This window comes from Streptomyces hygroscopicus subsp. hygroscopicus (assembly GCF_001553455.1).
Classification (GTDB): Bacteria; Actinomycetota; Actinomycetes; order Streptomycetales; family Streptomycetaceae; genus Streptomyces; species Streptomyces hygroscopicus.
The window spans coordinates 1-15,980 of the sequence record NZ_BBOX01000444.1; the positions used below are offsets into that span (position 1 = coordinate 1).

Annotated in this window: 11 protein-coding genes; 4 read left to right on the forward strand and 7 right to left on the reverse strand. The window is 73.2% G+C overall.

The annotated features are described in order from the left end of the window. Nucleotides 1-79: 79 nt before the first annotated feature. The 5 genes from treZ to glgX form a co-directional block, all read right to left on the reverse strand. The gene (gene treZ / locus AXW62_RS35315) at nucleotides 80-1,837 is read right to left on the reverse strand and encodes a malto-oligosyltrehalose trehalohydrolase (RefSeq protein WP_060948024.1); all 1,758 of its coding nucleotides are present in this window, start codon (nucleotides 1,835-1,837) and stop codon (nucleotides 80-82) included. A gap of 83 nt (nucleotides 1,838-1,920) precedes the next feature. After that, nucleotides 1,921-2,829, reverse strand: coding sequence for a GNAT family N-acetyltransferase (locus AXW62_RS35320; RefSeq protein ID WP_060948025.1), 909 nt, complete (start codon nucleotides 2,827-2,829; stop codon nucleotides 1,921-1,923). Nucleotides 2,830-3,160: 331 nt separating this feature from the next. Next, nucleotides 3,161-4,273, reverse strand: coding sequence for a lytic polysaccharide monooxygenase auxiliary activity family 9 protein (locus tag AXW62_RS35325; protein ID WP_060948026.1), 1,113 nt, complete (start codon nucleotides 4,271-4,273; stop codon nucleotides 3,161-3,163). A 207-nt stretch (nucleotides 4,274-4,480) separates the two neighbouring features. After that, nucleotides 4,481-7,237 (reverse strand): alpha-amylase family glycosyl hydrolase, encoded by a 2,757-nt coding sequence (locus tag AXW62_RS46385; RefSeq protein WP_252368852.1) that lies wholly within the window; start codon nucleotides 7,235-7,237, stop codon nucleotides 4,481-4,483. Nucleotides 7,238-7,455: 218 nt separating this feature from the next. Further along, a complete protein-coding gene (gene glgX, locus AXW62_RS35340) occupies nucleotides 7,456-9,600 on the reverse strand; it encodes a glycogen debranching protein GlgX (RefSeq protein ID WP_060948027.1) in 2,145 nt (714 codons plus the stop codon). 232 nt (nucleotides 9,601-9,832) lie between these two features. On the opposite strand from glgX, the gene AXW62_RS35345 reads away from it, so the two are divergent. The 3 genes from AXW62_RS35345 to AXW62_RS35355 all read left to right on the forward strand — a co-directional run bounded on the left by AXW62_RS35345 (nucleotide 9,833) and on the right by AXW62_RS35355 (nucleotide 13,415). Further along, nucleotides 9,833-10,639: a hypothetical protein gene (locus AXW62_RS35345; RefSeq protein ID WP_060948028.1), complete on the forward strand. Its 807-nt coding sequence runs from the start codon at nucleotides 9,833-9,835 to the stop codon at nucleotides 10,637-10,639. Between the two features lie 122 nt (nucleotides 10,640-10,761). Continuing rightward, nucleotides 10,762-12,078 (forward strand): copper amine oxidase, encoded by a 1,317-nt coding sequence (locus AXW62_RS35350; RefSeq protein WP_060948029.1) that lies wholly within the window; start codon nucleotides 10,762-10,764, stop codon nucleotides 12,076-12,078. An 89-nt stretch (nucleotides 12,079-12,167) separates the two neighbouring features. Further along, nucleotides 12,168-13,415 carry a DUF5919 domain-containing protein gene (locus tag AXW62_RS35355; RefSeq protein WP_030842924.1) on the forward strand — a complete coding sequence of 416 codons (1,248 nt, stop codon included), beginning with the start codon at nucleotides 12,168-12,170 and terminating at the stop codon, nucleotides 13,413-13,415. On the opposite strand, the gene AXW62_RS35360 is transcribed toward AXW62_RS35355, so the two are convergent. Both AXW62_RS35360 and AXW62_RS35365 read right to left on the reverse strand, forming a co-directional pair. Continuing rightward, on the reverse strand, nucleotides 13,364-14,236 hold the full coding sequence (locus AXW62_RS35360) for an ABC transporter ATP-binding protein (RefSeq protein WP_252368853.1): 873 nt from the start codon (nucleotides 14,234-14,236) through the stop codon (nucleotides 13,364-13,366). The two genes, AXW62_RS35355 and AXW62_RS35360, sit on opposite strands and share 52 nt — an antisense overlap. Beyond that, nucleotides 14,233-14,934, reverse strand: a complete 702-nt coding sequence (locus tag AXW62_RS35365) for a FadR/GntR family transcriptional regulator (RefSeq protein ID WP_060948030.1) — start codon at nucleotides 14,932-14,934, stop codon at nucleotides 14,233-14,235. Before AXW62_RS35365 ends, AXW62_RS35360 begins: the two co-directional genes overlap by 4 nt. Nucleotides 14,935-15,104: 170 nt before the next feature. Between AXW62_RS35365 and AXW62_RS35370 the strand changes: the two genes are divergently transcribed. Continuing rightward, nucleotides 15,105-15,827, forward strand: a complete 723-nt coding sequence (locus tag AXW62_RS35370; protein WP_030842917.1) for a 3'-5' exonuclease — start codon at nucleotides 15,105-15,107, stop codon at nucleotides 15,825-15,827. Nucleotides 15,828-15,980 lie beyond the last annotated feature (153 nt).

The window sequence follows — 15,980 nt, forward strand, 5'->3', positions numbered from 1 at the left end:
CCCCTGCGCCGTACGGCTCGCCGCCCGCCCCGCGCCGCTCGCCCCGCGCCGGACGCCCCCGCCGCCCTGCGCCGCACGGTCACGCGCTTCCGCAGCGCAGCACGGCGGCGGTCTCGGGCGGCAGCCGCAGCGTGCCGTCCGGGCCCGGCGGCTCGATCCGCCGCCAGGCGGCGACCACCTCGGCGACCTCGCCGGTGCGGGGCCCGAGCCAGGTTTCGGCCGTCCGGTCGCCCGGGTTGAGGAGGATCCGCAGCGGGCCGCGCTGAAAGCTGAAGCAGCCGTCGGAGCCGGTGGACAGCCCCGTATAGGACCAGGTGGGGTCGGTCAGGGCCGGTTCGGCGCGGCGCAGCGCGATCAGCCGGCGGTACCAGTCGAGCAGCGCCCGGTGCGGCTCCCGCTCCGGCTCCCGCCAGTCCAGGCAGGACCGCAGCCGGGTGGCCGGGTCCTGGGGGTCGGGAACGTCCCCCTCCGCCCAGCCGTGGGCGGCGAACTCCCGGCGGCGGCCGGACCGCACCGCCTCGGCCAGCTCCGGGTCCGGGTGGTCGGTGAAGTACTGCCAGGGGGTGCGGGCGCCCCACTCCTCGCCCATGAAGAGCATCGGGGTGAACGGCGCGCACAGCACCACGGCCGCCGCGCAGGCCAGCAGCCCGGGGGAGAGCCGCGCGGAGAGCCGGTCGCCGACCGCGCGATTGCCGACCTGGTCATGGGTCTGGGCATAGCCGAGCAGCCGGTGCGCGGGGGTGGTGTGGGTGTTCAGCGGGCCGCCGTGGCGGCGGCCCCGGAACGTGGAATGGGTGCCGTCGTGGAAGAAGCCGCCCATCAGCGTCTTGACCAGGGCTCCGGGCCCCTCGGCGGCGAAGTCGGCGTAGTAGCCCTGCCGTTCATTGGTGAGAAAGGTGTGCAGGGCGTGGTGGAAGTCGTCGTTCCACTGGGCGTGCAGACCGTGGCCGCCCGCCTCGCGCGGGGTGGTGGTGCGCGGATCGTTGAGGTCCGACTCGCCGATGAGGAACAGCGGGCGGCCGGTGCGGGCGGCCAGCGCGTCCACGGCGGCCGACAGCTCGGCCAGGAAGTGCCGGGCCCGGGTGTCGCGCAGCGCGTGCACCGCGTCCAGCCGCAGCCCGTCCAGGCGGAAGTCGCGCAGCCAGGCCAGCGCGCTGCCGATGAAGTACGCGCGGACCTCGTCGGAGCCGGGCGCGTCGAGGTTGACCGCCGCGCCCCAGGGGGTCTGGTGGGTGTCGGTGAAGTACGGGCCGAAGGCCGGGAGGTGGTTGCCGGAGGGGCCCAGGTGGTTGTGGACCACGTCGAGCACCACGCCCAGGCCGTGCCGGTGCGCGGCGGCCACGAAGCGCGCCAGCCCCTCCGGTCCGCCGTACGGCTCGTGCACCGCCCAGGGCGCCACGCCGTCGTACCCCCAGCCGTGGGTCCCGGGGAACGGGCAGACGGGCATCAGCTGCACATGGGTGATGCCCAGCCCGGCCAGGTGCGGCAGCCGTTCGGCCGCCGCGTCGAAGGTGCCCTCATGGGTGAAGGTGCCGATGTGCAGCTCGTAGAGGACCGCGCCCGGCAGCGGCCGCCCGAACCACTCCCGCTCCCAGGGGAAGCGGGAGTGGTCGACCACCGCGCTCAGCCCCTCCGGACCGTCCGGCTGGCGGCGGGAGCGCGGATCGGGCAGCGGCGGGCCGTCGTCGAGTACGAAGCCGTACCGCGTCCCGGGCCCGGCCTCGGCCTCGGCCCGCCACCACCCCTCGCGGTCCGGATCGGGCTCCATGGGGCGGTCGCGCCCCTCCAGATGGAGCCCGACCCGGCCGGCGTGCGGCGCCCACACCTCGAACAGCACTGGCGTCTCCTCACCTCGGCCCGTCGGCGGTCCCCGACCATGCTGCGGGACGCGGCGCGGGTGGCGCAGCAGGGCGGTACCGGTCAGACGAGGTCGATGCGCTCCTGTGTGACGGGATAGCCCGCCCTGGCGAAGTGCGCGGCCATCGGGAGGTTGGGCTGGTCCGTCGCCGCCGCGATCCTCGTGGCCCCCCGTGCCACCAGGTCGTGCGTGCACTCCACGAGCAGGTCGTACGCGTAGCCGTGGCCGCGCCGCTCCGCGACGACCCCGATGAAGCCGACGCACGGGCCGCCGGGGTTGTGCGCGGGCACCTGGATACCGGCCAGGTCCCCCTCGGGAGTCCACGCCAGCCGCCACCACTCGCGCGGCGACGGGCACCAGGAGAGGAAGTCCATCAGCTCCCGCACCGCGGCCTCGGCCCCTCCCCGGGCCAGGGCGCGCCGGTCGTGCGCGTCGAGCGTGCCGGGCATGACGCGGCGCAGCACCTCCTCGATCACCGCGTCATCGGGCTCCGGCCGGAACTCCAGCCGCCCCGGGCGCTCGGGCAGTCCGCACTCCGGCGTCCACTCATAGCGGTAGCGCTCGACCAGGGGCTCGAACCCGCCCGCCACGGCGGCGTCGACACGGGCCCGGACGGCGGCCCGCTCCTCGGGCCGGTCGCGCCAGCCGGGCGGGGCCAGCAGGCTGTACTCGGCGCGCAGCGGTGCGGTGCGCAGCAGTTCGGCGGCGGCGTCGGCCTCGCCCTCGGCGAAGTCGAACCAGTCCAGGGCTTTGGGCGCGGGGTCGTCGGGCCCGGCCCACCACGCGGCGCGGGCCACGACCCGCCCCTCGCGCAGTGCCACCCAGGTCCACTCGGGGCGGTACTCGCCGCCCCGGCCGACGGTGGCGTAGGTGTGGCCGAAGCGGCCCCGGCCGACGAGCGGGGGGACCCGCAGGGTGTGGAACAGATCGGCGTCGCCCTCGGTGAGCGCGCGGATGACCAGATCGGTCATGGGATTCCTTCCGGGGAAGTGGTGCGCTCCCGGTCGGATGCCTGATCAGGCGATGCGTGCTGCGGACGATGCGTGATCAGGCGCGGATACGCCCGGCGGACAGGGGGCGGGAGCGCGGAAACGTCGTGATGTCCATGGCTCTCGCCTCCTTCCTGGACCAAGGGCGTGCCCGCACTCTACGGGCGGCCGTCCCCGGTGTCCACGGGTTTTCCGGGCGGGCCGGTCTGCCGCCCGCGAGGGGGAAGGAGCGGCAGACCGGCGCGGGATGAGGTGCACCTGACAGATTGGTGAGCGGGTCGGAGCACCTGTGTGGACCGGTGTGAGGGGCAGACTAGTGCACCATGCAGACCGGTGCGGCAGCCGTGTCCGGAGAACCGCCGCCGGCCGTGTAGCCGAAGGTCGTCGAGGCCCCGGTGGCCAGTGAACCGTTCCAGTCGGCGTTGGTGACCGAGGCCGCCGAGCCGGTACCGGCCAGCTTGCCGTTCCAGACGCTGTCGATCCGCTGTCCGGACGGCACCGTCCAGTCGACCATCCACGAGGAGATGGGCGTGGCGCCGGTGTTGGTGACCGTCACCTCCGCCTGGTAGCCGCCGTTCCAGGTGCTGGTCACCTTCTGCGCGGCGGAGCAGGCGGCGGTCGGCGGATTGCCCGGCGGGTCGGTGGGGTCGCTGCCGCCGCTGCTGCTGCCGCCGGGGACCGTCACCTCGCCGTTGCCGCCGTCGAAGACGACGTCGGAGCAGCTGTAGAAGGTCTCCTGGCTGTCCGAGCGCGTCCACACGGTGTAGATGATGTGGCGCCCGCTCTTGCCGGAGGGCAGGTTGGCGGTCCAGGTGTACTTGCCGTCGACCGTACCGACCTGACCGGACAGCGGCGGGTCCGTCACCGTGCTGAACGGCTGGTCCTCCAGGTCGTTCCAGGTGAGCGGCTTGGTCGGGTCGACCGGGTTCTTGGTGACATAGCTGCGGAACGACCCCGGATGCGCGGCCCAGGCGTTGTACGAGAACTGCATCGGCTTGCCGGCGGTCAGATGGGTCACCGGCCAGTCGTTGCTGCCCAGGTCGAAACCGGAGAAGTCGTAGACGGTGGCCGCGCCGCTGCACAGCTTGCCGTCCGGGATGAACCCCTTGGTGCGGCCCGCGCCGTCCGAGCGGAGCACCGCGAACCAGTTGTAGAACGGCGTCGCACCGCTCTTGTTGAACGCCGCCTTGCAGGCCGGGTTGGTCGGCTTGACCTCGCCGGTGGAGGACATGCTGTATTTCCAGCAGAGGTAGGTGCGGCTGCCCGGCGCCATCGGCGCACCGTGTGCGGAGGCGCTGCCTCCGGAGAAGAAGACCAGGCCCAGGGCGGGCAGCACCGAGAGCAGGACCAGCAGCACGGACCTGCGCATGCGGGAGCGGCCCGGCGGGCGGGTGGCAGAGGCGAGAACCAGTGATCGTCGAGGCATTGCGCGTGCTTTCCCTTCGACGTGATCGGGTCAGGAACCGTCGGTGTGGGAGCGCTCCCAACTTCTTGGTGAACGTAGCGCGCCGCCGCGTACCTGTAAATGCTTCAGGCCATGACGACCCGGGCTTTCTGGGGGTGCGTCAGGAACGATCGGTCAGGAACGGCCCGTTAGGAACGGCCCATCAGGAAGGGCCGTCAGAACGCTCCGTCAGGTCCGGACCAGCAGTGCCACCGGAAGCCGGGACAGCAGCTCGGCCAGGGCGGCGGAGCCCTCGGCCGTCCGCCCGGTCAGCAGGTCCCGCCAGCGGCCCGGCGGCAGCGGCAGCCGGGTGGCGCCCCAGCCACCCGCCTCCGCCAGCCGCCGCGACAGCCGGGTGACGACCGTGATCGCCCCGCCCCGGCCCCCGGCGCCCGTCCGCACGAAGGCCGTACAGTGCGCCGCCGTCGGCCCCTCGGCGGTCAGCGGCGCATAGCCGCTCCCCGGGCCGAACCACTCCGGACGCTCCCGGCGCAGCCGCAGCGCGGCCCGGGTCAGCAGCGGCTTCTCGGCGGCAAGGCCCTCTGCCTGCCGCTCGGCGCCCGGTTCGGGCGGGCGGCGGTTGTCCGGGTCGACCAGGGCCGTCCAGAGGTGTTCGGTGCCCATGTAGACGTCGGGGACGCCCGGCATGGTCAGGTGCAGCAGGGCGGCGCCGAGCGCGTTGGCCCGCGCCGGGCCGTCGACTTCGGCGCCGATCGCGGCCCACACCGACGGCCCGGCTGCGCACGGCCCCGCCGTCAGGAACGCGGTCACCTCCTCCTCGTACGCCGCGTTCCGCTCCGTCCAGGTCGTCCGCAGCCCCGCCTCGCGCACCCCCTTGAGCACGGCGGGGACCAGCCGTTCGGCGTCCCCGTGGCCCAGGGCGAGCGCGGTCTGCCAGGCCGTCCAGGCCAGGTGCGGATCGGGGGCGGGGGCCGACCGGGTCAGCTCCGCCACCGTCCGCCCCCACCAGGCCGGGCATTCGGTGAGCGCCGTGACCCGGGCCCGCGCGTCCGCGCTGCGCTTGGTGTCATGGGTGGAGAGCACCGTGCCGCCGGCGGGCCAGTCCCGCAAGCGCCGGGCGGCGAAGGCGTGGAACTCCTCGGGGGTCACGGCCGGCCGCCCCGGGTCGCCGCCCACTTCCCCGGCCGACAGCAGCGGGGTGTAGCGGTAGAAGGCGGTGTCCTCGACCGACTTGGCGCGCAGCGCGGCCGCCGTCTGGGCGAAACGGGCGCAGAAGTCGTGATGGTCCGGGCCGTCCCCGAGCCTGCCCAGCGCCGCGTCCCGCACCACCTCCACCACCCGCGCCTCCAGCGGCACCGTGAACGCCTCCCGGGCGCCCGCCGCGGCCGAGCGCAGCAGCACCGCGTCGGCGTCCGTCGCGGGCGGGGTGCCCACGGACGCGTACGGACGGTAGACCGGCAGCCGCACCAGCACCTCCCGGATCGCCGTGCGCAGCGCCCAGGGCGCGTGGTCGCGCAGCCGGACGTCGGCCGCGCAGATGCGGGAGGCGGTGCGGGTCAGCCGCGACACCTCGGCGGCCAGCTCGTGCGTGACCACCTCACGGGCGGCGCGGCGCACCGTGGCGGCCCAGTCGCCGCCCAGGTCGGCCGGGGGAGCGGCGAAGGCGCGGTAGAGGGCGGTCAGCTTCTCCAGGCCGTCCGGGTCGACGAAGAGCCCGTCGATGTGGTGCAGCGCGTCGTAGCCGGTGGTCCCGGCGACCGGCCAGGACGCGGGGAGCGGCTCGTCCCGGGCGAGGATCTTCTCGACCACCGTCCACCGGCCGCCACCGCCTTCCGGCGCTGCACCCCGGCCCCCGTCTTCCGGTGCGGCCCGTCGGCCGCCGTCGTCCGACGCCGTCCCAAGGCCGCCCCCGTTCTTCGGTGCGGTTCGTCGGCCGCCCTCGTCTTCCGGCGTGCGCCGCTGGCCGCTCTCGCCGTCTGACGCGGTCCCACGGTTGCCCCCGTCTTCTGGTGCGGTCCCACGGCTGCCGCCGTCCGACGCGGCCCCATGGCCGCCGCCTTCTGGTGCGGTCTGCCGACCGCACTCGTCTTCTGGTGTGCGCCGCTGACCGCTCTCGCCTTCTGGTGTGAGCCGCTGACCGCCCTCGCCCTCCGGCGTGGTCCCCCGCCCGTCCCCACCGCGCCCATCTCCCGTCGCGGCCCGCACCGCCCGGTCCAGCCGCCGCAGATAGCCCTCCGGATCGGCGAGCCCGTCCGGATGGTCGATCCGCAGCCCGTCCACGACCCCCTCTCGCACCAGCTCCAGCAGCGTGGCGTGGGTGGCGCGGAAGACCTCCGGGTCCTCCACGCGCACCGCGATCAGCTCGGAGATGGTGAAGAAGCGCCGGTAGTTGAGTTCGGTACGGGCCAGCCGCCACCAGCCGAGCCGGTACCACTGGGCGTCCAGCAGCGCGGGCAGCGGCAGCCCCTCGGTGCCGGGCCGCAGCGGGAAGGCGTGGTCGTAGTAGCGCAGCGTGCCGTCCTCGATCCGCAGCCGCCGCCACTCCTCGCCGAGCGGACCGCCGAGCACCGGCAGCAGCACCTTGCCGTCCTGGGCCCGCCAGTCGATGTCGAACCAGCGCGCGTACGGCGACTTGGACCCGTTCCGCAGCACCTCCCACAGCGGGGCGTTGAGCCGCTCGGGGGCGGGCGCGGCCATGTGGTTCGGGACGACGTCGACGATCAGCCCGAGGCCGTGCGCCCGCGCCGTACGGGCCAGTGAGCGCAGCCCCGCCACGCCGCCCAGTTCGGCCCGGACGGCCGAGTGGTCCACCACGTCATAGCCGTGGGTGGAGCCGGGCACCGCCTCCAGCACGGGGGACAGGTGCAGATGGGAGACGCCGAGCGAGGCCAGGTACGGCACCGCTCGCTCCGCCGCCGCGAAGGGGAAGGCGGGCTGGAGCTGGAGGCGATAGGTGGCGGTGGGTGTGCCGGGGTCAGCCGTCATAGGAACGTACGTACCCACCCGGGGCGTCCGATGACAGGCCCGCGCACCCGAACGGACGCGATGCGCGCCCGCCCGGCCGGAACCAGGTCCTACCGCCGGACCCGGGGCGTTGGCGTACCGCGGGACCCGGGTCCCACTGCGGGACCCAGGTCCTACCGCCGGACCCGGGGCCTGGCGGCGGGCCCCAGACGCGTCACCAACGACCCGGGACAGCACACCTAGGCGGGCCGCTGCAACACCATCAGGCTGCGGTCCACCAGGGTCAGCCGGTCGCCCGCCGCGACCTTCGCCCCGCTGCCCGGCTCCACCCCCTCCGGTACCGCGGTGTCCACGATGACCTGCCACTGCTTGCCGTGGTCGACGGGCACGACGAAGTCCAGCGGCTCGTGGTGCGCGTTGAACAGCAGCAGGAACGAGTCATCGGTGATCCGCTCACCGCGCGCCCCCGGTTCGGAGATCGCGCTGCCGTTGAGGAAGACCGCGAGGGACTGGGCGTGCGCCGCCTGCCAGTCGCGCGGGGTCATCTCCTCGCCCTCATGGGTGAACCAGGCGATGTCCGACAGCTCGTCGTGGGTGCCCTCCACCGGCCGCCCGTGGAAGAAGCGGCGGCGCCGGAAGACCGGATGGTCGCGGCGCAGCCACACCAGCGAGCGGGTGAACCGCAGCAGCTCCAGCGCCGCGCGGTCCTCCGGCTCGCCGTCCTGCCCCTTGGCGTGGTCCGGCCACCGCACCCAGGAGACCTCGTTGTCCTGGCAGTACGCGTTGTTGTTGCCGCCCTGGGTGCGCCCGAACTCGTCACCGTGGCTGAGCATCGGCACGCCCTGGGAGAGCATCAGCGTCGCGATGAAGTTGCGCATCTGGCGCTCGCGCAGCGTCCGCACCGCCGGGTCGTCGGTCTCGCCCTCGACCCCGCAGTTCCAGGACCGGTTGTAGCTCTCCCCGTCCCGGTTGGACTCGCCGTTGGCCTCGTTGTGCTTCTCGTCGTAACTCACCAGGTCGCGCAGGGTGAAGCCGTCGTGGCAGGTGACGAAGTTGACCGAGGCCAGCGGGCGCCGTCCGTCGCCCTGGTAGAGGTCGGAGGAGCCGGTCAGCCGGGAGGCGAACTCGGCCAGCGTCCTTGGTTCACCGCGCCACAGATCCCGCACGGTGTCGCGGAACTTGCCGTTCCATTCGGTCCACAGGGGCGGGAAGTTGCCGACCTGATAGCCGCCCTCGCCGACGTCCCAGGGTTCGGCGATCAGCTTCACCTGGCTCACCACCGGGTCCTGCTGGACCAGGTCGAAGAACGACGACAGCCGGTCCACCTCGTGGAACTGCCGGGCCAGCGTCGCCGCCAGGTCGAAGCGGAAGCCGTCCACATGCATCTCGGTCACCCAGTAGCGCAGCGAGTCCATGATCAGCTGGAGCACGTGCGGGGAGCGCATCAGCAGGGAGTTCCCGGTGCCGGTGGTGTCCATGTAGTACCGGCGGTCCTCGGTCAGCCGGTAGTACGAGGCGTTGTCCAGGCCCCGGAAGGAGAGCGTGGGGCCCAGGTGGTTGCCCTCGGCCGTGTGGTTGTAGACCACGTCCAGGATGACCTCGATGCCCGCCTGGTGCAGCGCCCGGACCGCCGACTTGAACTCCAGCACCTGCTGGCCCCGGTCGCCCCAGGAGGCGTAGGCGTTGTGCGGGGCGAAGAAGCCGATGGTGTTGTAGCCCCAGTAGTTGGCCAGCCCCGCGTCGACCAGCCGGTGGTCGTGGACGAACTGGTGGACGGGCATCAGCTCCAGTGTGGTGACGCCCAGCTCGGTCAGGTGTTCGATGATCGCCGGATGGGCGAGCGCCGCGTACGTCCCGCGCAGTTCCTCGGGCAGCCGCGGATGGCGCATGGTCAGCCCCTTGACATGGGCCTCGTAGATCACCGTGCGGTGGTAGTCGGTGCGCGGCGGGCGGTCGTCGCCCCAGTCGAAGTACGGATTGACCACGACCGACGCCATGGTGTGCGGGGCCGAGTCGAGGTCATTGCGCTTGTCCGGCCGCTGGAAGTGGTAGCCGTAGACCTCCTCGCCCCACCGGATCCGGCCGCTGATCGCCTTGGCGTACGGATCCAGCAGCAGCTTGGCGGAATTGCAGCGGTGACCCTGCTCCGGTTGGTACGGGCCGTGCACCCGGAAGCCGTAGCGCTGCCCCGGCATGACCCCCGGCAGATAGGCGTGGCGCACGAACGCGTCGGACTCCCGCAGCTCGACCGCCGTCTCCGAGCCGTCGTCGTGCAGGAGGCACAGCTCGATGCGGACGGCGGCCTCGGAGAACACCGCGAAGTTGGTTCCGGCGCCGTCGTAGGTGGCGCCAAGGGGGTAAGCCTGTCCCGGCCAGACCTGCATACGCCGACTCTTCCACTTCTTCTCCCGGGGCCGCGAGCGCCGCGGGCACCGGACGGAACGTGACCGACCCAGCATCCTTTCCCAACGGGCGTGCGCCATCCGCGCTTTCGACAGAATTTTCTCAAACGGGAGGCAACCTGCGACCACGTCGTTTCGTCCTACCGGGTGACCTCCGCATACGCGTATCCCGCTATGCGGTTCCATAAGACGACAGGGGGGATTGGGGGAGGATGTGCGCGAGGTGATGCACCGCCACCTGGGCAAGGTGGTGGCCGGCGCGGCCGTGGCGGTCACCGCCACGGCGGTCATGATCGGGGTGACGCTCCCGGGGAGCGCGTCGGGTGAGGAGAGCCACGGCGGGGGGCCGCAGGGCTCGGCGGCGGAACAGGGCCAGGCGGCGGCCCGGCAACTGCCCGGAGTGGTGGAGTCCGCGCCCGAGCAGGGCCGGACGGGCACCGGCCGGGATCCGCTGACCGACGACGAGATCAAGCGCGCCCAGACCCTCGCGGTCAGCCGCGACTTCCGCGCGAGCAGCGAGGACGTCAAGGGCGCCAAGGGGCCCCAGCGGCTCTCCACCGACCTCGCGGAGCTGAGCCCCGACGAGGTGGGCACCTCCGGCGCACCGCGCCGCGCCGAGGTGACGTACTACGACTACCGGGACGACGCCTACGTCATCAAGACGGTCGACCTCGCCAGCGGCAAGGTCACCGGCACCGAGACCCAGCACGGGGTCCAGCCGCCGCCCACCCGCGACGAGGCGAAGGAGGCGGCCCGGCTGCTGATCGCCGACAAGCTGGGCAAGGGGCTGAAGGAGGACTTCAAGGACGCCACCGGCAAGGAGCTGACCCGCCCGGACCAGCTGACCGTCAACGGGTTCGTCTACCGCGCGGGCGAGGGCAACCCCGGTCCGGCCTCGGTCGCGGACTGCGGTGAGCACCGGTGCGTACGGCTGTTCACCCGGGTGGTCAACGGCCCCTGGATCGACACCCGGAAGCTGGTCATCGACCTGAGCGCCCACAAGATCGCCCGTCTTTCCTGAAGGGGCCCGGCTCTCCCCCCGGCTGCCGCCGGGAGGCGCCCCCGGCCAGGTGACATCGCGCGACCGGAAAGCCCGGTACCGCGCACCTTCCCACGCCTCACCTTCATCACAGGAGTCTCCCCATGCCTGAAAGCAGGCTCCGCCGCGCCCGTTCCCGGGCCGCGGCGGCCATTGGCGCCTCGGCGCTGCTCGGCACCGTGGCGGTCGCCGCCGGGCCGGTCGGCACCGCCCAGGCGGCCCCGCGGACCCCGGCCGCGGCGGATTGCAGCGCCCCGTACCGGATCGAGCAGAAGCTGGAGGGCGGCACCACCTGGCGGATGTGCTGGCACTACGAGAGCAAGGCCGGGCTGGTGCTCGACGACATCTCGTACCAGCCCAAGGGCGAAAGCGCCCCGATCAAGGTGCTGACCTCGGCCAAGCTCGGCCAGATCCACGTGCCGTACGACGACGGCAGCAATGAGTACGACGACCTCACCGGGGCGGGCTTCGCCCAGGGGCTCCAGCAGCTGGACCCGGCCGAATGCCCCGGCGGCACCATCAAGACGGTGAAGGTGCCGGACGCCTGGGACCCCGACCACCCGAACGTGAAGGGTCTGTGCGCCACCACCCGGGCCCGCGGTCACGCCTACCGCATGGGCGCGTGGGACAGCAACAAGGTCTACCAGATGCAGGGCAAGGACCTGCTGCTGTACACCGTCAACCAGACCGGCTGGTACGAGTACATCACCGAGTGGCGGTTCTCCGGTGACGGCACCATGACCATGCAGGTCGGCGCCACCGGAACGCTCTCCCCGATGGACTACGACGCGGGCGACGGCCGCGGCTGGCCCATCGGCAAGGGCGCCAAGGACTACGCCACCAGCCACGCCCACAACGTCTTCTGGCGGCTGAACTTCGGGCTCGACGGCTCGCCCAAGAGCAAGATCGAGCAGTACGACTCCAAGACCACCGCGACCGCGGGGCGGATCCCGAAGACCAAGACCACCCGCACCCCGGTCACCAAGGAACTGGCGGGCGACGCGGCGCCGGCGCGGTGGTGGCGCGTGGTCAGCACGGCGGGCAAGAACAAGGACGGCCACCCGCGCAGCTACGAGATCGTGCCCGGCCACACCACCAAGTACCAGGGGCGTAGCTACACCAAGCACGACGTCTACTTCACCGAGTACAAGAAGTGTGAGCAGTTCGCCAGCAACAACCTGCGCAACTGCGGCGCCGGGGCCGGCAAGAGCGTCGACAAGTGGGTGAACGGCCAGACCCTCAAGCACCCGATCGTGTGGGTCAACATCGGGTTCCACCACATCGCCCGGGACGAGGACCAGGAGCCCATGCCGGTGCACTGGCAGGGCTTCCAGCTCTCCCCGCGCGACGTCACCGCTATGAATCCGCTCACGCCTCCTGCACTGTCCGGACACAACGGTCATACAGAAGAGGCACGTTGACCCGATAGGCAGCACCTGAGTGTCGCACCGCCCCCGTCAGCGCAGTAGTCTGCGGTGATCGTTGGACGGGGGCGGAAGGCGGTGCACAGGTGAGCTCGGGCGGGCTGGAGCTGCCCCCCGGTGACGGAGGTCCCGGGGGTGACGGCTCCACCGACGCACCTCCCGGCGCGGTGTCCGTGGTGCGGCCGATGGAGATCGGAGCGGAACTGGACTGGGGCGCCGACGCCTGGAGCGAGGTGCGCACACGCGCACGCCGGGCCGGGCGGGCCTATATCTGGCTCAACCTCGTGGAACAGCGGCTGCGCGCGGTCGTCAGCGCCGTGCTGCGGCCCATCTACGAACCGGTCCACGGCGACGACTGGGTCATCGCCGCGGCCGGCCCGGCCGGGCAGGAGTGGGTGCAGCGGGCGGTCGCGGTACGGGAGGTGAGCCGGCGCAAGGGCTATCTGCTCGACCCGGCCGACGACAATGTCGTCAGCTTCCTGACCCTGCCGCAGCTGCGGGAGCTCCTCGTCCAGCACTGGCCGTGCTTCGAGCCGTACCTCGACGACCGCCGCGAGGTGGAGCTCGCGCTGGACGAGCTGGAGGTCGCCCGCAACGTGGTCTCCCGCAACCGCGCCCTGTCCGAGACCGTCCTCGCCCAGGCCGAGCGCGCCTCGGCCCGGCTGCTGGAGATCCTCGGCAGCGGCACCGGCTCTACCTCCGCCGACCGGCTGCCCATCGACGCCGTCGAGGACCTCGTCGGCGACCGCTTCGCCGATGTGGTGGGCGTCCACCCCGACCGGGTGCGGTTGCAGCGCCAGCTGCCCGCCGAGGACCTCTTCGGCAACGCCCGGCGCCTGGACGCCGTCGGCATCGGGCTCAACCTCCTGGTCCAGAACTACTCGGGCCGCCGGCTGGTCCGGCTGGCCGAATCCGGCTGCCGGGCCCGGCTGCTCTTCCTCAACCCGGCGAGCAGCGCGGTGCGCCGGCGCGAGCGCGAACTGGGCCTGAAGAAGGGCGAGATGAGCCGCTCGGTGGAGATGAACATCCTCCATATGCGGCGGGTGCGCGCCCGGCTGCGGGACCCGGGCGCGTTCGAGATCCACGTCTTCGACGAGACCCCCCGCTTCACCGCCTACCTGGTCAACGGCGACGGCGCCGACGGCCTCGCGGTCGTCCAGTCCTACCTGCGCAAGGCCCGGGGCATGGAGGCCCCGGTGCTGGTGCTGCGCGGCGGCGGCCGGGGCCACGAGGTCGTCCGCGAGGGCACGCCCGAGGAGGGTGAGGGCGGGCTCTTCGGCACCTACCGCGAGGAGTTCGAGAGCGTCTGGGCGGACTCCCGGCCGGTGTCCTGAACCGCCTGGCCGGCGCCCCGGTACGGCGGACGCAGCGCACGGGCGGCCCAGCGGCCGTCGGTGCGGCTGATGTGCACCGGGTGGTCGAAGCACTTGCTGACCGCGTCCGTGGTCAGCACCTGCCCGACCTCCCCCGCGCTCAGGCACTCGCCCTCGCGCAGCAGCATGGCGTGGGTGGTGCTGGCGGGGAGCTCCTCCAGGTGGTGGGTCACCAGGACGGTGGCCAGCGCGGGGTGTTCCCGGCGCAGCGTGTCCAGGCTCTCCAGCAGCTGCTCACGGGCGGCCAGGTCCAGGCCGGTGGCCGGTTCGTCGAGCAGCAGCAGCCGGGGGAGGGGCATCAGCGCGCGGGCGATCAGCACCCGGCCGCGCTGGCCCTGCGACAGGGTCGGCCAGCGTGCCTCGAGCTTCCCGCCCATGCCGAGCGTGGTCAGCAGCCGGTCGGCCCGGTCGCGCTGGTCGGGGGTGGGGTGGCGGCGGGGGACCGGCTCGATGGTGTTGGTCAGGCCGGTGAGCACCACGTCCCGCACCCGCAGCGGGGAGCGCAGCGGATGCCGGGGATCGACATGCCCCACCAGCGACCGCAGCTCCCGCAGATCGACCCGCCCCAGGGCGCGGCCGAGGACCTCCACCGTGCCGTGGGTGGGGTGCACCAGCGCGCCCGCCAGGCTGAGCAGGGTGGACTTGCCCGCGCCGTTGGAGCCGAGCAGCGCCCAGTGCTCTCCCTGGTGGACGGTGAGCGAGACCGAGCGCAGCAGCGCGGTGCCGTCGCGCACCACATTCACGTCGCACAGCCTCAGTACGGGGACGGCCGGGGCGGTCACGGGGCCGCCACCTCCTTTTCGATGAGTTCCATGACGGCGCCGAGATGGGACACCGTGGCCGCGATCGCGGCGTCGGCGTCGCCGCGCGCCAGCGCGTCCAGCAGCCCGGCGTGGGCGTCCGACACGTCCGGCAGCGCCGCCTCGTACCTGACCATCTCCACCAGCGCCTCGCGCAGCACCGGCAGGACCGAGGTGAACAGGCCGAGCAGCACGGCGTTTCCGGACAGCTCCACCACGGTCCGGTGGAAGGCCAGATCCGCGTCCACGAAGGCGGCGGGGTCGCCTCCGGCCCGCTCCTGGCGCCGGGTCAGATCGTCCCGTAGCCGCCCGATGTCCTCGGGGCGCACCCGCCCGGCGGCCAGCCTGGCGGCCTCCACCTCCAGGGCGCGGCGCACCTCGTACACCTCCCGCAGCCGGGCCCGGCGCAACAGCCGCCGGATGCCGCCCTCCGCGTCGGGGGCCGGGGTCCGCGCGGCGTACGTGCCGGAGCCGTGGCGCACCTCCAGCAGCCCGTCATGGGCCAGCAGCCGCACGGCCTCCCGCACCGAGGAGCGGCCCACGCCCAGTTCGGCGGCGAGCGCCACCTCGTTGGGCAGCCGTTCCCCGGGCCGCCAGCGACGCTCGGCGAGCATCGCGCGCAGGGCGCTCTCGACCCGGGGCACCACGGGCCCCTGCCGCAGCCGTGCCGTCTCCGCCACGTGCCGCCCCCTTCCGGACGATCCTTATGTGACGGCGGGACTCTAGCACAAAGTCCTCAGACGTCTGAGGACCTGTGGCCGCCCGAGGTATGGGCGGTCCGCCGTCCGTTGTCAGTGGTGCGTGGGAAGGTGGCCACACCTGGGGGAAGTACGACAAAGGGAGGGCGGCCATGGGCTGGCACCGGGGGCTGCTGATCGGATTCGACCTGGAGACGACGGGCACCGATCCGCGGACGGCACGGATCGTGACGGCGGCCGTGGTCGAAGTGAGGGACGGGGAGCCGATCGGGGGGCGGGCATGGCTGGCCGACCCCGAAGTGCCCATCCCCGAGGACGCCGTGGCGGTGCACGGGATCAGCGGCGAGCGGGCGGCGGCGGAGGGCCGGCCGGCCCGCGAGGTGGTCGAGGAGATCGCCGAAGCGCTGGTGGCCCACTGGCGCGCGGGCGCCCCGGTGGTGGCGTACAACGCGGCGTTCGACCTCAGCCTGCTGGCCGCCGAGTTGGGGCGGCACGGGCTGCGGCCGCTGAGCGAGCGGCTGGACGGCGCGGAGACCGGACCCGTCGTGGATCCGTACACGATAGACCGCGCCGTCGACCGCTACCGCAAGGGCAAGCGCACGCTGGAGGCCGTCTGCGGGGAGTACGGGGTGGTGCACGACCGTGCCCACGAGGCCGGTGCGGACGCGCTGGCGGCGGTGCGGGTCGCCCGCGCCCTCGCCGAGCGCCACCGCGACGTCGCCGGGCTCGAGCTGTGGGACCTGCACCGCAAGCAGGTGGGGTGGTACGCCCGCTGGGCGGCCGATTTCCAGTCCTGGCTGCGCCGCAAGGGCACTCCGGACGCGGTCGTGGACGGCAGCTGGCCACTGCGGGAGGCGGGGGCCGTGGTGGGGTAGTCGGGGGTTGGGGACGTCGGGCGGCGGTCTGGGGGCGGGGTCGGAGGCGCTGGGGGAGTCGTCGGGGGCGGGGATGCCGGGAGGAGTCGTCGGGCGGCGGGGCGGCGGGGCGCCGGGAGGAGCCGTCGGGCGGCGGGGGCGGCGGGGCGCCGG